Source organism: Nevskia ramosa DSM 11499 (genome assembly GCF_000420645.1).
In the GTDB taxonomy this organism is placed as follows: Bacteria; Pseudomonadota; Gammaproteobacteria; order Nevskiales; family Nevskiaceae; genus Nevskia; species Nevskia ramosa.
On record NZ_ATVI01000012.1, the window covers coordinates 20797 to 42867 of the forward strand.

General features: G+C 65.7%; 21 protein-coding genes. 16 read left to right on the top strand and 5 right to left on the bottom strand.

Going from position 1 to position 22071, the window contains the following annotated elements; translation table 11 throughout:
* The first annotated feature begins 237 nt into the window (after positions 1–237).
* On the top strand, positions 238–1677 hold the full coding sequence (locus G513_RS0118910) for a mannose-1-phosphate guanylyltransferase/mannose-6-phosphate isomerase (RefSeq protein ID WP_022978431.1): 1440 nt from the start codon (positions 238–240) through the stop codon (positions 1675–1677).
* 56 nt (positions 1678–1733) lie between these two features.
* On the opposite strand, the gene arsH is transcribed toward G513_RS0118910, so the two are convergent.
* From arsH to G513_RS0118930, 4 genes are read right to left on the bottom strand one after another with little or no spacing between them, the layout of a single operon-like run.
* A complete protein-coding gene (gene arsH, locus G513_RS0118915) occupies positions 1734–2471 on the bottom strand; it encodes an arsenical resistance protein ArsH (RefSeq protein ID WP_028475761.1) in 738 nt (245 codons plus the stop codon).
* Positions 2437–2868: an arsenate reductase (glutaredoxin) gene (gene arsC, locus G513_RS0118920; RefSeq protein WP_022978433.1), complete on the bottom strand. Its 432-nt coding sequence runs from the start codon at positions 2866–2868 to the stop codon at positions 2437–2439. Before arsC ends, arsH begins: the two co-directional genes overlap by 35 nt.
* A complete protein-coding gene (locus G513_RS0118925; RefSeq protein ID WP_022978434.1) occupies positions 2865–3563 on the bottom strand; it encodes an aquaporin in 699 nt (232 codons plus the stop codon). The genes arsC and G513_RS0118925 overlap by 4 nt, the downstream gene beginning before the upstream one ends.
* Entirely contained in the window at positions 3560–3892 is a 333-nt protein-coding gene (locus G513_RS0118930) for an ArsR/SmtB family transcription factor (protein ID WP_022978435.1), read from the bottom strand. The genes G513_RS0118925 and G513_RS0118930 overlap by 4 nt, the downstream gene beginning before the upstream one ends.
* 142 nt (positions 3893–4034) lie before the next feature.
* On the opposite strand from G513_RS0118930, the gene G513_RS24115 reads away from it, so the two are divergent.
* Entirely contained in the window at positions 4035–4667 is a 633-nt protein-coding gene (locus G513_RS24115) for a GNAT family N-acetyltransferase (protein WP_022978436.1), read from the top strand.
* A gap of 305 nt (positions 4668–4972) precedes the next feature.
* A complete protein-coding gene (locus G513_RS0118940; protein WP_022978437.1) occupies positions 4973–6301 on the top strand; it encodes an AmpG family muropeptide MFS transporter in 1329 nt (442 codons plus the stop codon).
* Here the strand turns inward: G513_RS0118940 and G513_RS0118945 are convergent, their stop codons facing one another.
* Positions 6302–7090: an exodeoxyribonuclease III gene (locus G513_RS0118945; protein ID WP_022978438.1), complete on the bottom strand. Its 789-nt coding sequence runs from the start codon at positions 7088–7090 to the stop codon at positions 6302–6304.
* A 268-nt stretch (positions 7091–7358) separates the two neighbouring features.
* Between G513_RS0118945 and pyrE the strand changes: the two genes are divergently transcribed.
* From pyrE to G513_RS0119010, 13 genes are all read left to right on the top strand, one after another.
* The gene (pyrE, locus tag G513_RS0118950) at positions 7359–8006 is read left to right on the top strand and encodes an orotate phosphoribosyltransferase (RefSeq protein ID WP_022978439.1); all 648 of its coding nucleotides are present in this window, start codon (positions 7359–7361) and stop codon (positions 8004–8006) included.
* Positions 7936–8601: a hypothetical protein gene (locus G513_RS0118955; RefSeq protein WP_156891807.1), complete on the top strand. Its 666-nt coding sequence runs from the start codon at positions 7936–7938 to the stop codon at positions 8599–8601. The genes pyrE and G513_RS0118955 overlap by 71 nt, the downstream gene beginning before the upstream one ends.
* A gap of 90 nt (positions 8602–8691) precedes the next feature.
* Entirely contained in the window at positions 8692–9303 is a 612-nt protein-coding gene (locus G513_RS24120; protein WP_033418229.1) for a Maf family protein, read from the top strand.
* Positions 9300–10757, top strand: a complete 1458-nt coding sequence (gene rng / locus G513_RS0118965; protein WP_022978442.1) for a ribonuclease G — start codon at positions 9300–9302, stop codon at positions 10755–10757. Before G513_RS24120 ends, rng begins: the two co-directional genes overlap by 4 nt.
* Positions 10758–10824: 67 nt before the next feature.
* Positions 10825–14739: a YhdP family protein gene (locus tag G513_RS0118970; RefSeq protein ID WP_022978443.1), complete on the top strand. Its 3915-nt coding sequence runs from the start codon at positions 10825–10827 to the stop codon at positions 14737–14739.
* Positions 14732–15592 carry a carbon-nitrogen hydrolase family protein gene (locus G513_RS0118975; RefSeq protein WP_022978444.1) on the top strand — a complete coding sequence of 287 codons (861 nt, stop codon included), beginning with the start codon at positions 14732–14734 and terminating at the stop codon, positions 15590–15592. The genes G513_RS0118970 and G513_RS0118975 overlap by 8 nt, the downstream gene beginning before the upstream one ends.
* 81 nt (positions 15593–15673) lie before the next feature.
* The gene (gene tldD / locus G513_RS0118980) at positions 15674–17116 is read left to right on the top strand and encodes a metalloprotease TldD (RefSeq protein WP_022978445.1); all 1443 of its coding nucleotides are present in this window, start codon (positions 15674–15676) and stop codon (positions 17114–17116) included.
* A 4-nt stretch (positions 17117–17120) separates the two neighbouring features.
* On the top strand, positions 17121–17450 hold the full coding sequence (locus G513_RS24125) for an antitoxin (protein ID WP_022978446.1): 330 nt from the start codon (positions 17121–17123) through the stop codon (positions 17448–17450).
* A gap of 35 nt (positions 17451–17485) precedes the next feature.
* The gene (gene rsmD, locus G513_RS0118990; RefSeq protein WP_022978447.1) at positions 17486–18061 is read left to right on the top strand and encodes a 16S rRNA (guanine(966)-N(2))-methyltransferase RsmD; all 576 of its coding nucleotides are present in this window, start codon (positions 17486–17488) and stop codon (positions 18059–18061) included.
* Positions 18058–18549 (top strand): pantetheine-phosphate adenylyltransferase, encoded by a 492-nt coding sequence (gene coaD / locus G513_RS0118995; protein WP_022978448.1) that lies wholly within the window; start codon positions 18058–18060, stop codon positions 18547–18549. The genes rsmD and coaD overlap by 4 nt, the downstream gene beginning before the upstream one ends.
* A gap of 37 nt (positions 18550–18586) precedes the next feature.
* On the top strand, positions 18587–18841 hold the full coding sequence (locus tag G513_RS0119000) for a YfhL family 4Fe-4S dicluster ferredoxin (RefSeq protein WP_022978449.1): 255 nt from the start codon (positions 18587–18589) through the stop codon (positions 18839–18841).
* Between the two features lie 30 nt (positions 18842–18871).
* Positions 18872–20611, top strand: a complete 1740-nt coding sequence (gene ggt / locus G513_RS0119005; protein ID WP_245563149.1) for a gamma-glutamyltransferase — start codon at positions 18872–18874, stop codon at positions 20609–20611.
* 123 nt (positions 20612–20734) lie between these two features.
* Positions 20735–22003, top strand: coding sequence for a hypothetical protein (locus G513_RS0119010; RefSeq protein WP_156891808.1), 1269 nt, complete (start codon positions 20735–20737; stop codon positions 22001–22003).
* Positions 22004–22071 lie beyond the last annotated feature (68 nt).

Consider the following 22071-nt stretch of genomic DNA (forward strand, 5'->3'; position numbering starts at 1 on the left):
CACTGAAGGTCTGGACCGCCTCAGGCCAAGTCGGGCTGGCCCAGGATTTGCTCGGAGATTTCGGCAAAAGCCGTCAGGTATTGCCAAACGAAGGAGAACTGTCGACTTGGTCGCGTTCTAGATCGTATGGGACCTCCTGTCGGGTTCTCAAAACTGAGACATTCGATAAGCTAGTCTTCGTTGCAATTAAGACTCAATTTCCTCCTGTTCCTTCCCCGAAATCAGGAAAACAAAAAAATGATGCTGCTGCCTGTCCTTCTCGCCGGCGGTGCCGGCTCGCGGCTTTGGCCGTTGTCGCGTGAGCAATACCCCAAGCAGTTCCTGGCGCTGACCAATTCCTTCAGCCTGCTGCAGAACACGGCGCTGCGCACTCAAATCCTGCCCAACGTCGTCGCCCCGCTGGCGGTCTGCGCCGAGGGCCATCGTTTCATCGTCGCCGAGCAGTTGCGCGCGGTGAACATGGGCCAGGCCAAGGTGCTGCTCGAGCCGGAAGGCCGCAACACCGGGCCTGCAACCACATGCGCCGCACTGTGGGCGCTGGAAACCTACGGCCCGGAAACGGTGCTGTTCGTGATGGCCGCCGATCACACGATTCCTGACGAAGCCGCGTTCGCGAAGGCTTCCGGAATTGCCGTCGAGGCTGCGAAGGCCGGCCATATCGTCAGCTTCGGCATTCATCCGACGCATCCGGAAACGGGTTTCGGCTATATCAAGGCCGGAGCACCGCTAGAGATCGAAGGCGCGTCCGCGATCGCCGCCTTTGTCGAGAAGCCGCCCCAGGCCAAGGCCGAAGCTTTCCTCAAGGAAGGTGGCTACTACTGGAACGGCGGCATGTTTCTGTTCCGCGCCGACGTTTTCCTGGCGGAAGTGCAGCGCCTTGAGCCGGACATGCTGCTGGCTTGCGAGCGCTCCTTGGCGAAGGCCAAGCGCGATACCGATTTCGTCCGCCTCGACGGTCCTTCATTCGGCGATGCCCGCAATGAATCGATCGATTACGCGGTCATGGAAAAGACCGAGAAAGCGGCGCTGGTGCCGCTCGACGCCGGCTGGGACGATGTCGGTTCCTGGAATTTCCTCGCCAAGCTGCCGGCCGTCGATCCGCGCGGCAATCTGGCCCGCGGCGACGTGATGGTCGAAGATTGCGACGGCACCCTGGTGCACGGCACGCATCGCCTGGTCACCGTGCTGGGATTGAAAGACACCGTGGTCGTCGAGACCGTCGACGCGGTGCTGGTGGCGTCGCGTGATCGCCTGCAGGACGTCAAGAAAGTCGTCAATCGTTTGAAGGCGGCGGGTCGCAGCGAAGCGGTTGCGCGGCCACGCGTCTACCGGCCTTGGGGCTGGTACGAAACGATCTCGCTGTCCGACCGTTTCCAGGTCAAGCGCATTCTGGTCAAGCCGGGCGAAAAGCTCAGCTTGCAGATGCACCACCACCGTGCCGAGCACTGGGTGGTGGTCAAGGGCACGGCGCGGGTCACCAATGGCGATAAGGTGTTCCTGCTGGGCGAGGACGAATCGACGTACATCCCGTTGGGCCATTCGCACCGCCTGGAGAATCCGGGCAAGGTACATCTGGAACTGATCGAAGTGCAGTCCGGCAGCTACCTCGGCGAAGACGACATCGTTCGCTTCGAAGATGTCTATGGCCGCACGCCGGAAGTGGCGGGCATGCCCTGAAGTCCGGCCGGGTGTAACCGCAGCCTATGCGGCTACACCCGGCACCACTTTAGTAGTCAAAGCGCGTGTTGATTGACGCGTTTTGACAACTCGGCGGCCGATTCCCGGCGCTCGCTATAGCGATCGACCAGATGTGTCGATACCTCACGCGTAAGCAACGTGAACTTGACCAGTTCTTCCATGACGTCGACGACCCGGTCGTAGTACGACGACGGCTTCATTCGTCCGTCCTCATCGAACTCCAGAAACGCCTTCGCGACCGAACTCTGGTTCGGGATCGTGATCATCCGCATCCATCTTCCGAGGATGCGCATCTGGTTCACCGCGTTGAACGACTGCGAGCCACCGCTGACCTCCATCACCGCCAGGGTCTTGCCCTGTGTTGGCCGAACCGCGCCGACGCTGAGGGGAAGCCAGTCGATCTGCGCTTTCAGGATGCCGGTCATCGCACCGTGACGTTCAGGCGAAGTCCAGACCATGCCTTCGGACCACGCCGCCAATTCGCGCAGCTCCTGCACTTTCGGATGTGACTCGGGAGCGCCGTCGGGCAGCGGCAAGCCGGCCGGATCGAAGATGCGGGTTTCGGCGCCCATTGCCTGCAGCAGACGCTCGGCTTCGAAGGTCAGCAGCCGGCTGAACGAACGTTGCCGCAGCGAGCCATAGAGCAGCAGGATGCGTGGTGCATGCGCGGTTCGTGTCGACGGGCTCAGCGCCTCGAGCGACGGCTGCCGGAATTCGGTGGCATCGACATTCGGAAGATCAGCGAGGAGGCTGGACACGCTGGCCCTCCGCATCGACCACCGCTTCGCCATCTTCCTTGGTGAAGGCTCCACGCTGAGCCGCGGGCAGCAGATCGAGCACCAATTCAGACGGTCGGCACAGGCGCACGCCCAGCGGCGTCACCACGATCGGGCGGTTGATCAGGATCGGATGCTGAAGCATGAAGTCGATCAGCTGGTCATCAGTCCACTTCGGATCGGCGAGGCCCAGCTCTTCATACAGCGAGCCCTTGTCGCGCAGCACGCTGCGTACCGGCACGCCCATCTTCGCGATCAGCGCAATGAGTGTGGCGCGGTCCGGCGGTGTCTTCAGGTATTCGATGACGGTTGGCTCGATGCCGGCGTTGCGGATCATCGCCAGGGTGTTCCGCGAGGTTCCGCAGGCGGGGTTGTGATAGATCGTGATGGTCATGGATAGGCTTCGGTGATTGAGGTTGACGTTGGGGTTGGCCACAGCCAGGCGCCGAGCAGGCCGCCGGCTGCGGTGCCGGCAAGTTGCGCGATCACGAAGCCGGGAACGTCGGCCGGTGCAATGCCGGCAAAGGTATCGCTCAGGCTGCGGGCCAAGGTCACTGCCGGGTTCGCGAACGACGTCGACGAGGTGAACGCATAACCGGCCACGATCCAGGCCGCGACCAGCAGAGGTGTCCAGGCTGGACGCGTGGCCAGCGAGCCGAGAATGCACAGCATCAGACCGGCGGTGGCGACGAACTCGCCGGTCCATTGTCCGGGGCCATGGCGGGCGTGTTCGCTGAGCTGCAGCAGCGGCAGATCGAACATGGCGTGCGTCAGTAGTACGCCGATGACTGCGCCGGCCAGTTGTACCGGCAGGTAGGCGAGGCAAGCACGCCCCGACAATTCGCCGCGCGCCCAAAACAATGCCGACACCGCCGGATTGAAATGCGCGCCAGACAGCGGCCCGAACAGGGTGATCAGCACGATCAGCCCGGCGCCGGTGGCAATCGCATTCAGCAGCAGCGCCAGCGCCGTGTTCCCGGCAGCGAGCTGCTCACCCATGATTCCCGAGCCGACGACGATCGCCAGCAGCAGTGCGCTGCCGACAAATTCGGCCGCAAGGCGGCGAGGCAGGTCGACGATGTTTTTCACGGCTTGGCAGGCTCGCAGCAAGTGATCGGCAAGCAAGCGGCAGTCGTGCCGCGGCAGCAGTTCTCGGTGAGGTAGCCGAGCAGCGCATTCATCGCCTCGTAGTTCGCCGAATAGATGACGTAGCGTCCGTCCTGCCGCGAACGGACGAGGCCTGCGTGCAGCAGTTCCTTCAGATGGAACGACAGGCTGGCTGGCGCTACTGACAACCCATCGGCCAGTCGCCCGGCCGCCAGACCTTCCGGTCCGGCCTCGACCAGCATCCGATACACCGACAAGCGGGTTTCCTGCGCCAGAGCGGCAAGGGCAATGACAGCGGAATTGATTTCCATATTTCAACATTAATCAAAATATGAAATTGATTCAAGAGAAAATCGGGGTCAGATACAGATTACGAACGGTCGTCCGGGGTCGATGACTCGACTTTGCTGGCGATCCAGCATCGCCAGTCGGCCGCCACCGCTACAGTGCGGCATGGCATCTCCGCCGAATCTTCCGCCGCTGCCGCAGGCCTTCCGCTTCGTGCTCGGTCACGAGACGCAGGCCCTGGTGCGGACGGTGCGGCCCAGCGATCTACCGTACTTCGTCAGCGGCTACGCGCGCCTGTCATCGGAATCCCGGCATCTGCGTTTCTTTTCCCAGGCTTCGGAGTTGAGCGCCAAGCAGCTCGATTTCCTGACTCATCCCGATCACCGCGGCCATGAAGCCTGGGGCGCGCTGGATATGAAATTTGCCGAGCCGGTCGGCATCGGCGTTGCCCGCTACATCGCCATGCCGGAACGTCCGGGCGTGGCCGAGGTGGCGCTGACCGTCATCGACGCCTACCAGCGCATCGGCGCCGGCTCGCTGCTGCACGCCTGTCTGCATCTCACCGCATCGCGGCAGGGCTATCGCACCTTCTATTACGACGTGCTGTGGGAGAATTCCGGTTTCCTGCGCTATCTGAAGTCGCTGGGCGGCAAGGTCGTTGGCTCGGAGGCGGAGGTTGCCAGCATCGAGATGCCGATCTACGGATCGTCGATCGAGGTACCGCAGCGCGATGGCACGGCGATGCGCTTCGCCCGACTGATGCACGATGTAGTGACGGCCACGCCAATCGATGCCTAGGGTCTGTTGCCATTGCTTTGGTCGCTACGGCGGAGGTCGTTTTTGCCCAGTGCAACGAACGAGGAGTGGCCAATGGCCGACCCATTGGCGCGACGAGTAAGGCAGCAATGGGCAAAAACGGCCCCGCCCCGAAGGGTTGCGGCCCCAAGTAATGTCTCTGGACCGCCGGGACTTCGTTGCGAACCTTGACCATAGGTAGGCTATGGCCCGCGGTTCGCGCCTCGCCCGGCGATTTTTTGACTCGCAACGCAGCGATCAAAGTAATGGCAACAGACCCTCGGCGCTTTCCCACTTCCTGATTCGGCATGACCTCTTCGATCTCCCGCTGGCGCGACTCCCTGCCGCTGTCACTGCGTCCGTATGCCGAAAGTGCGCCGCTGGCGGCCTTGCTGCTCGGCATCTCGTCCGGCTTTCCATACGCGATGATCGGCGCCACCTTGACCACGCGGCTGGCACAGGACGGCATCACCAAGCGCACGGTCACCGCGTTCTCGCTGGCCTTCCTGGTCTACAACTTCAAGTTCCTGTGGGCGCCGCTGGTCGATCAGGCGCGTCTGCCGCTGCTCGGCCGCTTCGGTCAGCGCGTGTCCTGGTTATGGCTGGCCAGCGTGCTGGCTGCGGCTGCAACGATCTTTCTGGGATTGGTGACGCCAGCCGATGGCCTGCCGCTGATGGCTTTCGCGGCGATCGCGCTCGGTGCTGCCGGCGCGACGTTCGATATCGTCATCGACGCCTATCGCATCGAACTGCTGAGCCCCGAACAACTCGGTGTCGGCTCCGGCATGTCGCAGTACGGCTGGCGCATCGGCTCGGTGACGGCCGGCTCGCTGGCCTTGCTGGTCGCGGCCGATGCCGGCTGGGCGCTGGCTTATGGACTGTGTGCGTTGCTGGTGCTGCCGGCGGTCGTGGTCGGCGTGCTGATGGGCGAGCCGCTGCGGCGCCGCGCGCCGATCGTCGCCAAGGGTTTTTCCCAGACCGTGGCGGCAGTGTTCGGCCCGCTGGCGGAATTCTTCCGCCGCCGCGGCGCGCTGCTGGTGCTGCTGTTCGTGCTGCTGCACAAGATCGGCGACACCTTGGCCAATCTGACCTTGCGCCTGCTGCTCAACGATCTGCAGTTCACCAACGACGAGATCGCCAAGTACGACGTCGGCTTCGGCTTCATCGCCTATCTGATCGGCATCTTCATCGGCGGCATTCTCTATGCGCGGCTCGGGCTCAAGCGCTCGGTGCTGATCGCGCTGGTGCTGATGGCGGTCTCGAACCTCAGCTTCGCAGCCCTCGCCGCGATCGGTCATAGCCCCTGGTTCCTGGCCTTCACGATCGGCTTCGAGAACATCGCCAGCGGCATCGGCGGTGTGGTGATCGTCGCCTACCTGTCGGCGCTGTGCAGCTTGAATTTCACCGCGACGCAGTTCGCGCTGCTGTCCGCCGCGGCGTCGATCGTCGGCCGCGTGCTGACCGGTTCGACGGCCGGGGCCATGATCGAAGCGTTTGGTTACGTCGAGTTCTATGTGCTGACCACGCTGATCGCGCTGCCCGGCGTCTTCCTGTTCGCGTGGATGTGGCGCGCCGGGCTGATCGACAGTTCGATCGCCGACAACGAACGCGCCAATGCCGAATCGGCGGGCCCGTAATCAGTCAGCGTAGTCGATGACCACCGGCGCGTGGTCGGAGAACTTCACGCCCTTGTAGATGTGGGCGGCAGTGATCTTCGAGGCCATCGCCGGCGTGACGATCTGGTAATCGATGCGCCAACCGACGTTGTTCGCGTAGGCATTGCCGCGGTTCGACCACCAGCTGTAGGCCTCGCCTTCCATTTCCGGATGCAGCGAGCGGAAGCCGTCGACCCAGCCAAGCCCGTCGGGCAGGGCGCCGAACAGCTCATCAAGCCAGGCGCGCTCGTGCGGCAGGAAGCCGGAGTTCTTCTGGTTGGAGCGCCAGTTCTTGATGTCGATCTTGGTGTGGGCGATGTTCCAGTCGCCGCAGATCACATAATCCCGGCCGCTGGCTTTCCACTCACGCAGCTTCGGCAGGAAGTACGCGAGGAAGCGATCCTTCGATGCCTGCCGCTCCGGGCCAGATGAGCCGGACGGCAGATACAGCGACACCACCGACAGATTGCCGTGGCGCAGTTCCAGGTAGCGGCCTTCGTCGTCGAATTCCGCTTCGCCGAGCGTGTCGAGCACCGCTTCGGGCTCCCGCTTCGAATAGATCGCCACACCGGCGTAGCCCTTTTTCACGGCGCTGCGGAAATGCGCGAAATAGCCGGCTGGTGCGAAGGTGTCGTCGCCGGCCAGGTCTTCGATCTGGGCCTTGGTTTCCTGGATGCAGACGTAGTCGGCATCGACCGTTTTCAGCCAGTCGAACAGGCCTTTCTTGGCCGCGGAACGGATGCCGTTGGTATTGATCGAGATGATGCGCATGGCGGAAAGACGAGGCGACCGGAGGATCGGTTCGCGCATGCTAGCGCAGCGCGTAAAACAAACCGTCAGCGCTGCGCCGCGTCTCGCGGCGCGACGAATCAAAGCGAATCGTCGCCATAGAACAACTATGGCTCCTCATCGCGCCTCGATTCGCACCACGATCCATCGACACATCACCAACGCTTCGTCGTGTGCGCTGCGCTAGCGCAGCCTTACCGGGCGCTTGTGCGAAACTTTCGGCCCATCGCCGCCTGAAACCGGACCCCGCATGAAGCCGTACCAGACCACCTTCCTCGATCTCGCCCTGAAGGCTGAAGTGCTGAAGTTCGGCAGCTTCACCCTGAAGTCCGGCCGGGTCAGTCCGTACTTCTTCAACCTCGGCCGCATCTCTTCGGGTGCCGCGCTGCGCAATCTCGGCAAGGCGTACGCCGAAGCGCTGATCGCTCACGGCGTGGAGTTCGATCTGCTGTTCGGCCCTGCCTACAAGGGCATTCCGCTGGCGGCGGCGGTCAGCATCGCCTATGCCGAATTGACTGGGCGCGACCTGCCGTTCGCCTACAACCGCAAGGAAGCCAAGGACCATGGCGAGGGCGGGGTGCTGGTCGGCGCCGATGTCGCCGGTCAGCGGGTCGTGGTGGTCGACGACGTGCTCACCGCCGGCACCGCGCTGCGCGAGTCGCATGCATTGCTGAGCCGTGCCGGTGCCCGCCCAGTTTTGGCCATAACTGCCCTGGATCGTCAGGAAGTGGGCGCCAATGGTCGCTCCGCAGTGGCCGAACTGGTCGAGAAAACGGGGCTCGAGGTGGTGTCGCTGGTCACGGTCCAGGACTTGCTCGGCTACCTGCATGAACAAGGTGGAAGAGCCGAAGTGGTGGCTGCAATTGCCGATTACCAACAGCGTTATGGCGTGGCCTGAGCCGCGTGGTCTGACCGGACGCAGCCTGCTGTACTGGCTGCTGCTGGCGGCATTTGCGGCACCCTGGCTGTCGCTGCAGGCGGCCACGGTGCAGTGCTGGAAGAACGACGCCGGCCAGCGCATCTGCGGCGATGCGGTGCCGCCGTCCGAAGTGCGGCGTCAGCGTGAACTGGTCGATCAGCGCGGCATCACCCAGAAAGTGTTGCCGGCGCAGAAATCGGCGGCCGAGGTCGAAGTCGAAGCCCGGACCCAGCGCGAGCGCGAGCAGGCGCTCGCCTACGACCATTACCTGCTGCAGTCCTACACCAGCGTTGCCGATATCGAACGGACCCGCGACGAACGCATCACCGCGCTCGACGGCCGTCTGCGGCTGGCCGAGAAGGCGCTCGGTGATACCGAAACCACGCTTGCCGACCTGAACCGAAGAGTCGCTGCCGAGCCGAAGCTGCGCCCCAGGATCGACGAGTTCAACGCGGCGAAGATCGACCACGCCGGCGCGATGAAACGCATCCGCGGCGAACGCGAAAAGGTCAGTACGGACTTCGCACGCGACATCCAGCGCTATCGCGAACTGCGGCCGGCAAAGGGCAACTGAACCCGGTTTCGACCCGATTCACAGGCAGCGCGGGAATCGCCGACAATGCCGGGAACCTTGATCATTCCCCCCCAAATTCCCTTGCTGTCGATGTCGGTCCAGCTCTACCTCGCATCGCGTTCGCCCCGCCGCGCCGAATTCCTCGCCGCGCTTGGGGTAAGCCATGCCGTGATCGCCGCCGATGTGCCGGAGCGGCCGAAGCCCGGCCAGTCGCCGCTCGACTACGCGCTGGAGACGGCGACGGCCAAAGCCCGCGCTGGTGCGGCCCATGCGCGCCTGCCGATTCCGGTGCTCGGCGCTGATACCGATGTCGCCATCGATGGCCTGATCCTCGGCAAGCCGCGCGATGCCGAGGATGCCGTGGCGATGCTGATGCGCCTCGCCGGGCGCAGCCACCAGGTGGTCAGCGCCGTGGCGGTGGTCGACGGCGACCGGCTGGAAACGATCTGGACCGTCACCGACGTCGTCTTCGGTGATATCGAGGTAGCCGATGCCCGTGCCTACGCCGCCAGCGGCGAGCCGCTCGACAAGGCCGGCGCCTACGGCATCCAGGGCCATGCCGCGCGCTGGGTGCGGAGAATCGAAGGCAGCTACACCGGGGTGGTCGGCCTGCCGCTGTATGAGACGGCGGAATTGCTGGGCCGCTTCGGTGTCGGAACCGGGCTACCTCGCGCTCTACCGGTATCGCCGCGCACGCAATGAGCACCGAAATCCTCGTCAACATCGGCCCGCAGGAAACCCGCGTGGCCCTGGTCGAAGGCGGCGCGACGCAGGAAATCTATGTCCAGCGTGCGGCGCGCCACGGCCTGGTCGGCAACATCTACAAGGGCGTGGTGGTGCGGGTGCTGCCGGGCATGCAGGCTGCGTTTGTCGACCTCGGGCTCGATCGCACCGCGTTCCTGCACGTCGCCGACATGATCGCCAGCGAAGCCCACGCCGGGCCGCTGCCGCCGGTCGAGAAGCTGCTGCATGAAGGCCAGGAAGTGCTGGTGCAGATCCTCAAGGATCCGATGGGCACCAAGGGCGCGCGGCTGACCACCCTGCTGTCGATCCCGTCGCGCTATCTGGTGCTGATGCCGTTCGAGAAGCATGTCGGCGTGTCGGCCCGCATCGAGGACGAAGGCGAGCGTTCGCGGCTCAAGGCGCTGCTCGAAAAGCTGGTGCCGGAGCTCTCGCCGAACTGGGGCGTGATCGCCCGCACCGCGGCCGAAGGTGCCGATGAAGACGGCCTGCGTCAGGACTTGAGCTTCCTGACCCGGCTGTGGGCCAGCGTCAACCAGCAGACGCAGTTCGCCAAGCCCGGTCATCTGGTTCACGGCGATCTGCCGCTGTCGATGCGCATCCTGCGCGATCTGCTCGGCACTGCGGTCGAGCGCATCCGCATCGATTCCGCCGAGGAAGCGCGCCGCGTGCAGCAGTTCGCCAAGGTGTTCGTGCCGTCGGCGGCGTCGAAGATCGAGGCCTACACCGGCCATGCGCCGATCTTCGATCTGTACGGCGTCGAGGACGAACTGAATCGCGCGCTCGACCGCAAGGTCGATCTGAAATCCGGCGGTCATCTGATCATCGATCAGACCGAAGCGATGACCACCATCGACGTCAACACCGGTGCCTTCACCGGCCACCGGAACCTTGAGGAAACCATCCTCAAGACCAACCTCGAAGCGGCCGGCTCGATCGCCCGCCAGCTGCGCCTGCGCAACCTCGGCGGCATCATCATCATCGACTTCATCGACATGAAGGCCGAAGAGCATCGCGCCCAGGTGCTGCGCACCCTGGAAAAGGAAATCGCCCGCGATTCGGCGCGCACCCACGTCTATCCGTTCTCGCCGCTGGGCCTGGTCGAGATGACCCGCAAGCGCACCCGCGAAAGCCTCGGCCACATTCTTTGCGAGCCCTGCGCGGTCTGCGATGGTCGTGGCGTGGTGAAGACGGTGGAAACCATCTGCCACGAGATCGCCCGCGAAGTGCAGCGCGCCGCGCGGCTGTACGAGCCGAAAGCGTTTCTGGTGCTCGCCCATCCGAAAGTCATCGAGCGCCTGCAGGAAGAGCAGAGCGGCGGTCTGGCCGAGCTTGAAGCGAGCCTGAAGCGGCCGATCAAGCTGCAGGCCGAGTCGCACTACTCGCAGGAGACCTTCGACGTGGTGCCGGTGTGAGCTTGCGCGGTTCCCTGAACATCGAAGACAGGGACGGTCTTTCGCGCAGGCTTGATCCGCGCTCGCCATGAAGCTGGTCGCCAAGCGCTGGTGGACGCGGCTGATCACTGTGCTGGCCGTGCTGTTGATCAGCGTCGCGACGATCAGCCTCGGCTTCCGCCTGCTGATCGATGCGGTGCCCGGCTATCGCGGCGATGTCGAGCGTTTCGTCACCACCAGCGTCGGTCATCCGACCCGGATCGGCACCATGGCGCTGACCTGGCGCGGCTTGAGCCCGACCCTGGAATTGCACGATCTGGCGCTGCTCGATGACAGCGGCACCGCGTTGCTCAAAGCGCCGAAGCTCCGGCTGGGCTTGAGCCTCGGCCGTCTGATTGCCGGGCCGCGGGTGCCGGACCGCATCGAGGCTGAAGGCCTGCAACTGGTCGCCCGTGCCGATGCCGACGGCCATCTGACGCTCGACGGCGTCACCCTGAAAGACACGGGCAATCACGCGCTGGCGGACGACCTTGCGCGCTATACCGAGCTGCGCCTTCGCAACTGCAGCCTGCGCCTGCATGATGTGCGGCTCGGCGATGCCGCGCCGCTCGACTTCGTGCTCGACGAAGCGCAACTGCGCCACGGCAATGCCGGCTACGCGCTCGACGCCGTGCTGCGCCCGCCAGCCGAAATGGCTCGTCGCGCCCGGCTGACGGCGCTGATCACCGGCGATCCCGCCCAGCTCGACACGCTCGCCGGCGACTGGAGCTTGCAGGTCGAAGACATCGCCGGCTGGCCCTGGCTCAAGCCGGTGCTGAAGCCTGGCGTGCAGATCGCGCTCGATGACGCGCAGCTGAGCGCCAAGGGCCGGATCGACGCGGGGAAGCCGGGTGCGATGCAGCTCGCCTTGCAGGCGCACGAAGTCACCGCGCGGACCGCTGACGCGCCACTGGCGCGGATCGCCGCCGTCGAGATTGAAGCGCGAATTGAACCGGTCGCCGACGGCTGGCGCCTGAGCCTGCCGAAAGCCGATCTGAGCGGCGCGCGCGGGCCGTGGTCGCTGGCCGGACTTGAAGCGGCGAGAGCGGTTGACGGTAGCGAGACGCTGAAGCTGCCGCTGCTGCGTCTCGACGATATCGCCCCTTGGCTGACGGCCTGGCGCGAGCTGCCGGAGTCGTTGGCCCGGCTGCGTGATGCCGAGGGTGATCTTCAGGCGCTGAGCGTGACGGTGGGCCCGCGGCTCGATGATCAGCCGGGCGCGCTGGCCGTGCAGGCGAAGCTGGTCGGCGTCGGCCTGATCAGCCGTGCCGAGCAGGATGGCGTTTCCGGGATCGCCGGTGATCTGCTTGCGACGCGCGACAGCGGCCAGATCCGCCTCGCCGGAACCGCCGTCGCCGTGCATCTGCCGCGGGCTTTCGAGCTATCGCTGCCGCTCGATACCCTGCGCGGCGAATTGCACTGGCAGCGTACCGGTGAGGACTGGCAGCTGTCGGTGCCCGCCGTCGACCTGGTGCTCGGCGGCGCCGAGGTCAAGGGCGACATCGCGCTGAATCTGCATCCTGACCGGGTGCCGGACCTGAAGCTGCGGCTGGATGTGAAGGCCGACGACGTCACCGCGCTGAAGCCCTGGATGCCGAAGAACTGGAGCGAGCACAACCGCGAATGGCTGGACCGGGCCGTGCGGGAGGCCAAGGTCACCGCCGGCGAATTGCTGATCGACGCACCGCTGACGCCGCGTGATGCCGACAATCATCCGACCCTGCGCTGGGAACTCAAGCTCAAGGTGCGCGATGGCGTGCTGGCGTTCGCGCCGGACTGGCCGGCGGCCGAAGCGATGGCGGCCGATCTGCACTTCCATGATGGCGGCCTTGATATCGATGCCAGCGAGGGGCGGATCAGCGATCTGACCGTGACCCGGCTGCACGCCGAAATCGCCGATTTCTTCGTGCCGGCGCTGGTGCTCGATGGCGCTTTCGAGGGCGATGCGGCGAACCTGTACCGGCTGCTGCGCGACTCGCCGCTGAAGACTCGCGTCTCCGGCCTGCTGACCCGCACCGAGGCCAGCGGCCCGGCCGCCGCGACTCTGGCATTGCGGATGCCGCTGAACATTCCGCAGCCGCCGATCGACGCCACCGGCGTGCTCAACCTGCACGATGCCGAACTGCAGGTGCGTGGTTTGCAGGAGCCTTTGCGCGGCCTCAACGGCGAACTGGACTACGGCAAGTCGATCAGCGCCGAACGGCTCACCGCCCGGCTCTACGACACCGCCATAACGGCCCAGATCAGCGCCGTCGACGCTCAGCCGTTGCTGACTGCCGCCTTCGAGTTGGAACCGGGCCGCGGCGAAGGTCTGTCCGGCACCTTCATTCCGGTCTGGCTGCGCAACGGTCTCAGCGGCAGCACGACGATGACTGTGCGGCTGCCGCTCGGCGGGCCGGACAACGGTCATCTGTCGCTGGCCACCGATCTGCAGGGCGTGACGTCCAGCCTGCCGACGCCGCTCGCCAAGAGCGCCGGTTCGGCCTTGCCGGTAGCGATCGATCTGAGCGGCGACAACGGCGCGACCCGGGTCGGCATCCGGATCGCAGAAGAACTGCACGCCGGCCTGCGCTTCGCTGAAGCCAGCGCCAATAACGGGGCCAACAACGGGGCCGACAGCGGCAGTGCGACACGGCCGCATGGCATCGAAGTGCGGCTCAGTAGCGATCCCGCGATGCCGCGTGCCGACGCCGAAGGCCTGGTCATCAGCGGCGCGCCGGACTACTTCGATCTCGGCGCCTGGCTCGCCCTGATCAGCGCTCCCGAGAGCGGCTTCGGCCAAGCCTCGGCGAACGGCAGCAGCGGCCCGCGTTTCCTCAGTGCCGATATCAGCGCCAAGCAGGTGAGCCTGCGCCGGCTGCAGTTCGGCGCGACGCGGCTGCTCGCGCTGCCGGATGGCGACGGTGTGACCGTGCGCACCACCGGTGCTGCGGCAGGCGAAGTGCGCTGGCAGCCGGGCGATGGCGGCAGCGTCATCGGTCGGCTGGAAGCCCTGGCGCTGGAACCGTTCCCGCCACTGCCGCCGACCGTGCCGGGCGCGGCACCGCCGGATTCGCCGTTCAATCCGACTCGCGCGCCTGTGTTCGATCTGGATATCCAGCGGTTGAGCCTCGGCGAAGTCGATCTCGGCCACCTGAATCTGGTTACCGCGCGAGTCAACGATGGCCAGCGCGTCGAACGCCTGACCCTGGACGGCGGCCATCTGGAGGCCAAGGTCGGTGGCTTCTGGCTGCGTCGGGCACTCGATGGCGTCGATGGCTCCAGCGCCGATCTGAGCTTCGATCTGCATTCGGATGACATCGGCGATGTGCTGCGCGTGTTCGGCTACACGCCGAACCTGGTCGCTGAAACCAGCCACTTCAGCGGCGCGGTGATCTGGCCGCGGGTGCCGGCCGGTCTGGAGCTGTCGCAGGCTACAGGCACCATCGATATCGATGTCCATCGCGGCTCGCTGAAAGCGGTGGAGCCGGGTGCCGGTCGGGTGCTCGGCCTGGTCAACCTGTATGCGCTGCCGCGCCGGCTGCTGTTCGATTTCCGCGACGTGGTCGCCGACGGCCTCGGCTTCGACAAGCTGAAAGGCAGCTTCAAGCTCGCCGATGGCGATGCGGTGACCGACGATCTGGACATCGACGGCCCGTCGCTGAAAGTGGAGATGCGCGGCCGCATCGGCCTGGCTGCCCGTGACTACGACCAGAAGGTCACCGTGTTCCCGGATATCTCCACCGGTGTCACCGTCGGCGCAACCTTGCTTGGCGGGCCGATCGCAGGCGGCATCCTGCTGGTCGCCCAGCAGTTGTTCGACAAACCGTTCAACCAGATCGGCAAGTTCAGTTACCGTGTCACCGGTAGCTGGGACGACCCGACCGTACTGAAATCGGGCGAAGCGCCCGCTGCCCCGCCCAGTAAGCTTCCTTTCTCGGCCCCCACCCCGACCACGACGCCTGCCGACGCCCGCAATGGCTGAGCCCACGCCCGATTCGCCGCCGATCCTGCCGATGATTGCGGCGATCCAGATGAACTCCACGCCGGTGGTTGCCGACAATCTGGCGACCGCTGCGCGCCTGCTGGCCGAAGCTGCCGAGGCCGGCGCTGTGCTGGCCGCACTCCCCGAGAACTTCTCGATCATGGGCGCGAAGGAGACTGACAAGCTGGCCCATGCCGAAGCTTTCGGACGCGGGCCGATCCAGGACTGGCTGGCCGAAACCGCGCAGCGGCTGGGGCTGTGGATCGTCGCCGGCACCGTGCCTATTGCGGTCGATGGCGATCCGGGCCGGGTATGGGCAGCAAGCCTGGTATTCGATGCCAGCGGTGCGCAGCGCGCGCGCTACGACAAGATCCATCTGTTCGATGTCGATGTGCCGAGCGCCACCGGCGAGCGCTACCGCGAATCGCGGACCATCGCCCACGGCGATCCGGCCGGTTTCGCGGTTGTCGAGACGCCGGCCGGCAAGCTGGGCCTGTCGGTCTGCTACGACCTGCGCTTCCCCGAGCTGTACCGCGAACTGGCGGCGCGCGGCGCCGAAATCCTCTGCGTGCCGGCGGCGTTCACCGCCAAGACCGGGCTTGCGCACTGGGAGATCCTGCTGCGCGCGCGCGCGATCGAAAACCAGGTCTATGTCCTGGCACCGGGCGAAACCGGCACCCATTCCGGTGGCCGCCAGACCTGGGGCCATTCGATGATCGTCGGCCCCTGGGGCGAGGTGCTGGCCTGCCTGCCGGAAGGCGAGGCCGTCGCCACCGCCAAGGTCGACGTGCCGGCGCTACACCGTTTGCGCGCCGGCTTTCCGAACCTGTCACAGCGGCGCATAGGCGTCTGAGCCTACCGCCAGCGCGCCTCCGGGCTTGCATCTGGCGCGATCCCCCGCATCCTTCCCTCATTCCTTTCCCGAACGCTGCCGATGACCACCGCTCTCACACTTGCCCGCGCCACCCTGCTGGAACCCGCTGCCCTCGACGAAGGCGCGATCCAGCGCGTGCTGTCTGGCTTGATGAAACCGGGTATCGACGCGGCCGATCTGTACTTCCAGAACTCGGTATCGGAGTCCTGGTTCTTCGAGGACGGCATCGTCAAGTCCGGCTCCAACCACACCGAGCAGGGCGTCGGCGTGCGCGCGATCAGCGGCGAGAAGACCGGCTTCGCGTATTCCGATGAGCTGTCGCTGCCGGCGCTGGTCGATGCCTCGGGCGCGGCGACGGCGATCGTCCGCACCGGCCAGAGCAATACGCTCGGCGTGCTGGTGCAGCCGAATCGCCAGGCCTTGTATCCGGCCGAAAGCCCGCTCGACAGCTGGCCGACCGAAAAGAAGCTGGAACTGCTGAAGCGCGCCGATGCCGCGGCACGCGCCATCGACCCGCGCATCACCCAGGTGATGGTGTCGCTGGCGGCGACCCACGACATCGTCATGGTCGCCGCCGCCGACGGCACCTTGGCGGCGGACATCCGGCCGCTGGTACGGATGAACGTCACCGTGATCGCCGAATCGAACGGCCGTCGCGAACAGGCCGGCAGCGGCGGCGGCGGTCGCGGCGCCTATGGCGATTTCTTCGCGGGCGACGCCGCCGAACGCCATGCCGCCGAAGCGGTGCGCCAGGCGTTGATGCTGCTCGAAGCGGTTCCGGCACCGGCCGGCGCGATGACCGTGGTGCTCGGCGCCGGCTGGCCCGGCATCCTGCTGCATGAAGCGGTGGGCCATGGTCTGGAAGGCGACTTCAATCGCAAGGGCACCTCGGCGTATTCCGGCCGCATCGGTCAGAAGGTGGCCAGCCCGCTGTGCACGATCGTCGACGACGGCACCTTGCCGGGCCGGCGCGGTTCGCTGACCCTCGATGACGAAGGCACGCCGACGCAGTGCACGACGCTGATCGAGAACGGCATCCTGCGCGGCTACATCCAGGACAAGATGAACGCCCGGTTGATGGGCATGGCGCCGACCGGCAACGGCCGCCGCGAATCGTTCTCGCATCTGCCGATGCCGCGGATGACCAACACCTACATGCTGCCCGGCCAGAGCGATCCGGCCGAGATCATTGCCTCGGTCAAGAAGGGCTTGTACGCGGTCAACTTCGCCGGCGGCCAGGTCGACATCACCAACGGCAACTTCAGCTTCTCGGCCAGCGAGGCCTACCTGATCGAAGACGGCAAGATCACCCGCCCGGTGAAGGGTGCGACGCTGATCGGCAACGGCCCGGAAGCGATGAGCCGGGTATCGATGGTCGGCAACGATCTGAAGCTCGACAGCGGCGTCGGCACCTGCGGCAAGGATGGCCAGAGCGTGCCGGTGGGCGTCGGCCAGCCGACCTTGCGGCTCGACAACATGACCGTCGGCGGCACGCAGGCGTGATGTGATGAAAGCGATCCCCAGTGCGACGCCAACGCTCGCCAAGCGCGCCAGGCGTGTTGATGCCGATGACTCCGGCACCGTCGTTCGGCTCACCCAACTCGGCGTCGTCCAGGTGATCCGCCTGCCGAAGGAACTGCGCTTCGACTGCGAGTCCGTGCGGCTGATCCGCGATGGCGACCGCCTGATCATCGAACCCGTGGGGAAGTCTGCGGCCGTACCGCCGTCCCTGCCTGGACGTGAAGCGCCAGCCGCGTCCGGGCCGCGACCGCGGCGCAAGGCGCCGGACGGCGATCTGCATGCGCCGTCGCCGGTCGGTCCCAAATTCGGCCGCTGAAGCGGCCTACCTTTTCCTCCGTTCCCCCTTACCCAATGAGAAGACCCCTCGGCCGCCTGCGCATCATCGGCGGCGAATTCCGCAGCCGCCTGATCGATTTCGATGCTGACGCCGGTGTGCGTCCGACGCCGGATCGCGTGCGTCAGACCGTGTTCGACTGGCTGAGCCCGATCATCGAAGGCAGCACCGTGCTCGATCTGTTTGCCGGCAGCGGCGCGCTCGGGCTGGAAGCGATCTCGCGTGGTGCGTCTCACGCCAGCTTTGCAGAGACCGGCGGCGCGCAGGCCGACGCGATCCGCACGGCGGTTGCCAAGCTGAAGGTCGTCGATCGCTGCGACGTGATTCGCGGCGACGGCATTGGCTTCCTGCGCTCGACGCCGCGGCGCTTCGATCTGGTGTTCGTCGATCCGCCGTACGACAGCACCTTGCTGGCCTCCACGCTCGCCAGCCTGCCGAAAGTGCTGAAGGAACTGAACCGTCTCTATCTCGAATGGCCGAAGGGCCAGCCGCCGGTGCTGCCGGCCGGTTACACGATGCTCAAGGAAAAGACCGCGGGGCAGGTAAGCTACGGCCTGTTCACCTACGCGCCACCGGGAGAGCCGCAACCGTGAGCGTCATCGCCGCCTACTCAGGCACCTTCGACCCGATCACCCTGGGTCACAACGACATCATCCATCGTGCCTCGCGAATGTTCCCGAAGCTGATCGTCGCGGTCGGCTCGAATATCGCGAAGAACCCCAAGTTCACGCTCGAGGAGCGTTGCGAGCTGATCCGCGCCTCGGTCACCGATCTGGTCAATGTCGAAGTCGTCGGCTTCAACGGCCTGGTCGTCGACTTCGCGAAGGAGCATGGCGTGACCGTGCTGGTGCGCGGCGTGCGCAATGTCGGCGATGTCGAATACGAGAAGCAGATGGCGGTGATGAACCGCGATCTCTATCCGACACTCGACACCGTGCTGCTGGCGCCATCGCCGGAGTACGCGCATCTGTCGTCGAGCCTGGTCCGCGAGTTGACCGGCCTCGGTGCGCCGGTCAAGAAGCTGGTGCCGAAAGCGGTGATCCCGTCTCTGCTTGCTCGTTTCGGCCGCAAGACGCGCTGAAATCCCGGCGCCAGATCAGCTCCCGTATCATCAGCCCATGGCGCTGACGATCACCGACGACTGCATCAACTGCGATGTCTGCGAACCGGCCTGCCCCAATCAGGCGATTTTCCAGGGGCCGGAAATCTACGAGATCGCGCCGGAACGCTGTACCGAGTGCGTCGGTCATTTCGATGAACCGCAGTGCCGCTCGGTCTGTCCGGTGGACTGCATTCCGCTCGACCTGCTGCATGTCGAAAGCCCCGAACAGCTGCTGGCCAAATACCGGCTGCTGACTGCCGCCAAGATCTGAGCGCGGTCTGGTCTCATCAGGAAACTCCGCGTGACTTCCATCGTCCTTCGCCACCGCTTCGACGGCCTTGCCGCCGCCCGACCCATCCGGTTATTGCTTCTGCTGTCGCTGGCCCTGCTGCTGCCGGCCGGTTTCTCTGCCAGCGCCGCCGACAAGCCGCCCGGCAATGCCGTAGCCAGTGCTCATCCGCTGGCGACCAAGGCCGGGCTCGATATTCTCGCCGCTGGTGGCAATGCCTTCGATGCGGCCGTTGCGGTGACTGCGGCGATCGCCGTCGTCGAGCCCACCGGCTCGGGCATCGGCGGCGGCGGCTTCTGGCTGCTGCATCGCGCCTCGGATCGTTTCGAGACGATGGTCGATGGTCGCGAAGTCGCGCCGTTTGCCGCCACGCCGACGATGTATCAGGACGCCAGCGGCAAGGCGATCGACAAGGCTTCGCGTGACGGCCCGCTGTCTGCGGGTATTCCCGGCGAACCGGCGGCGCTGGTCTATCTGGCCAAGAAGTACGGCAAGCTGCCGCTGGAAAAATCGCTGGCACCGGCGATCGAACTGGCGAAGGATGGCTTCGCCGTCGATGCCAAGCTGGTCAAGGCGATCGAGCAGAATCAGGCTCGGTTCTCGCCGGCCGCACGCGCGGTGTTCATGCCCGGCGGCAAGGTGCCGACGGTCGGCCAGAAGCTGCGCCAGACCGATCTCGCCGCGGTGATCAAGCGGCTTGCCGACAAGGGCCTGCCGGGTTTCTACGATGGCGAAACGGCGAAGCGCCTGCTTGCCGGCGTCAGCGAAGCCGGCGGCATCTGGAGCGCCGATGACCTGCATCGCTACACGGTCGTCGAGCGTTCGCCGATGGTCACCTGGTTCCGCGATTACCGCCTGGTGTCGGCACCGCCGCCTTCGGCCGGCGGTCTGGCGCTGATCGAAACGCTGCAGCAGCTCGAAGCGATCGGCTGGTCGGATGTCGGCGATGGCGTTGGCAAGCATCTCGTCGTCGAGGCGCTGCGCCGCGCTTATCGCGATCGCGCCGCCTGGCTCGGCGATCCCGATTTCGTCCGCATTCCGCTGGCTCGGCTGGCTTCGCGCAGTTATGCGCTGGAGCTGGCGAAAGGCATCGTCCGCGACAAGGCGACGCCGTCGGCGAGCCTGCCGCCAGCGCCGCTCGGCGCGCCGGGTGGCACCAACACCTCGCATTTCTCGGTGATCGATGCCGACGGCAACCGCGTTGCCGCAACGATGTCGATCAACCTGTCGTTCGGCTCGGCCTACATGGCGCCGGGCACCGGCATCCTGCTGAACGACGAGATGGACGACTTTGCGGCGTCGACCACCGCCAGCAACGCCTATGGCCTGATCGGCTCGGAAGCGAACCTGGTGGCACCGCGCAAGCGGCCGCTGTCGACCATGTCGCCGACCTTCATCGAAGGCCCGAACGGTGTGCTGGTGCTGGGTACGCCGGGCGGCAGCCGGATCGCGACGATGGTGCTGCTTGGCGTGCTGAACTTCGTCAACGGCGCCGATGTGAAAACCATCGTCGCCGCGCCGCGCTACCACCATCAGTACCTGCCGGACGTCGTGCAGTACGAACCGGGCGCCTTCAGTCCGGAAGAAGTCGGCCGTCTGACGGCGATGGGCCACGAACTGAAGCTGCTCGATAGCACTTACGGCAATCTTCAGGCAGTGCTCTGGCGTCCGGCCAGCGACACGCTGGAAGCAGCCGCTGATCCGCGCGGCGTCGGCAGCGGCGAAGTGCGGCTTCTGAAGCGGCGCGATTAGATCGGTTCCGCCCGGGTTTGCCGTTTCGACAAGCCCGATGGCGGCTGGTTAGTATCCCGAGGCAATGAACCTGTCACCAGACGGCAAGCGCAACGCGACCGTCCATAACAACGAGGAGAACTCATGAGTTTGACGACGCGAATTCGCTTGCTTGCCCTGGTTTCCGCCACGGCCACTGCCATGATGCTGACCGGCTGCAATGGCGGCGGTGGCAGTGATGATCCGGCTGGCGGCACGACCGGCTCCACCACGGGCTCGACGACCGGCGGCACCACGACCGGCGGCTCGACCACGGGTGGCACGACCGGCGGAACCACGGGCACCACCACCGGCGGCACTCTGGGTGGTTTGACGGGCGGCGGCGCGGTCGGCGCGGTCTACGTATCGCTGGATGGCGGCGGCGATCTCGGCACCGCGGATACCTACGCGGCCAATCTGAGCAGCCGTACGGCGAGCTTCAATACCGGCCTGAACGAAGGCATCGATAGCGACAATGGCTCGCTGAATGCGGTCGGCTCGATCGCGGGCGTGGCAACGCTGCGCCGGATTGCCAACTTTCCAGTCCGAGGCAACGCCAACTTCGATCCGGCGTTCGACAAGGAATACAAGTTCCCCGAGATCGTCGCGCCGCGCGGCATCACGGTGGCGGGCCTGACCAGCAACCAGCTGATCGTCGCCGATGCGCCGACCGCGGTAGCTGGCGAAGATCCGGTGTCGGTGCCGTCGCTGCATCTGATCTCGACCCTGTTCGGCGCGACGCCGCCGGTGGTGCTGAAGACGATTCCGCTGTCGGTAGCCGGCGGCCGGACCTGGGACGTGGCCTATGACGCGTTCGTTGATCGCCTGTATGCCGCGATGACCAACGGCACGATCGCGGTCTACGACAACTTCCTGGTCCGCGCCAACTTGTCAGCAGTTGGCGGTGCGGCCGGCCCGGCGGTAACTCCGAGCCGCACGATCACCCCTGGTTCGGTGAGCGGCGGCACGTCGTCGAAGGTGTCCGTGAACCTGCACGGCATCAGCTACAACCGCTCGACCAACCAGCTGGTGGTTTCCGATGTCGGCTCGCCGACCAGTGACAGCGACGGCGCTCTGTTCGTGATCGACAATGCCAGCACCGCCAATGACGCTACCACCGGCAGCGGCCCGGCGATCGTCGTGCCGTCACGGTCGATCAGCGGTGCTGCGACGCTGCTCGGCAATCCGGTCGACGTGCTGCTGCGCAGCGATGGCAGCCTGTACGTGGCCGAGAAGCTCAACGGCGGCGGCCAGATCCTGGTCTTCAACGGTATTCTCACCAGCGGCGGCGGCAACATCGCACCGAATCTCCATGTCACCACCTCGTCGCTCGGCAGCAGCGGTACGCCGGAGTCGATCACCGAAGCGGATTGAGTGTCGGGGCACCCGGTCAGGGCTTGGCCGGGTGTCGTGATGGAGCAACGAAAAAGCGGCGCCCCGAG

What these genes read in the sequence shown, in the direction of transcription:
- rng (WP_022978442.1), top strand. Translation starts at nt 9,300, where the DNA reads ATGAGCACCGAAATCCTCGTCAACATCGGCCCGCAGGAAACCCGCGTG.
- G513_RS0118945 (WP_022978438.1), bottom strand. Translation starts at nt 7,090, where the DNA reads ATGCGCATCATCTCGATCAATACCAACGGCATCCGTTCCGCGGCCAAG.
- pyrE (WP_022978439.1), top strand. Translation starts at nt 7,359, where the DNA reads ATGAAGCCGTACCAGACCACCTTCCTCGATCTCGCCCTGAAGGCTGAA.
- G513_RS0119010 (WP_156891808.1), top strand. Translation starts at nt 20,735, where the DNA reads ATGAGTTTGACGACGCGAATTCGCTTGCTTGCCCTGGTTTCCGCCACG.
- tldD (WP_022978445.1), top strand. Translation starts at nt 15,674, where the DNA reads ATGACCACCGCTCTCACACTTGCCCGCGCCACCCTGCTGGAACCCGCT.
- rsmD (WP_022978447.1), top strand. Translation starts at nt 17,486, where the DNA reads ATGAGAAGACCCCTCGGCCGCCTGCGCATCATCGGCGGCGAATTCCGC.
- G513_RS0118910 (WP_022978431.1), top strand. Translation starts at nt 238, where the DNA reads ATGATGCTGCTGCCTGTCCTTCTCGCCGGCGGTGCCGGCTCGCGGCTT.
- arsH (WP_028475761.1), bottom strand. Translation starts at nt 2,471, where the DNA reads ATGCGGAGGGCCAGCGTGTCCAGCCTCCTCGCTGATCTTCCGAATGTC.
- G513_RS0118940 (WP_022978437.1), top strand. Translation starts at nt 4,973, where the DNA reads ATGACCTCTTCGATCTCCCGCTGGCGCGACTCCCTGCCGCTGTCACTG.
- arsC (WP_022978433.1), bottom strand. Translation starts at nt 2,868, where the DNA reads ATGACCATCACGATCTATCACAACCCCGCCTGCGGAACCTCGCGGAAC.
- G513_RS24125 (WP_022978446.1), top strand. Translation starts at nt 17,121, where the DNA reads ATGAAAGCGATCCCCAGTGCGACGCCAACGCTCGCCAAGCGCGCCAGG.
- G513_RS0119000 (WP_022978449.1), top strand. Translation starts at nt 18,587, where the DNA reads ATGGCGCTGACGATCACCGACGACTGCATCAACTGCGATGTCTGCGAA.
- G513_RS24120 (WP_033418229.1), top strand. Translation starts at nt 8,692, where the DNA reads ATGTCGGTCCAGCTCTACCTCGCATCGCGTTCGCCCCGCCGCGCCGAA.
- G513_RS0118970 (WP_022978443.1), top strand. Translation starts at nt 10,825, where the DNA reads ATGAAGCTGGTCGCCAAGCGCTGGTGGACGCGGCTGATCACTGTGCTG.
- G513_RS0118975 (WP_022978444.1), top strand. Translation starts at nt 14,732, where the DNA reads ATGGCTGAGCCCACGCCCGATTCGCCGCCGATCCTGCCGATGATTGCG.
- G513_RS0118955 (WP_156891807.1), top strand. Translation starts at nt 7,936, where the DNA reads ATGAACAAGGTGGAAGAGCCGAAGTGGTGGCTGCAATTGCCGATTACC.
- G513_RS24115 (WP_022978436.1), top strand. Translation starts at nt 4,035, where the DNA reads ATGGCATCTCCGCCGAATCTTCCGCCGCTGCCGCAGGCCTTCCGCTTC.
- G513_RS0118930 (WP_022978435.1), bottom strand. Translation starts at nt 3,892, where the DNA reads ATGGAAATCAATTCCGCTGTCATTGCCCTTGCCGCTCTGGCGCAGGAA.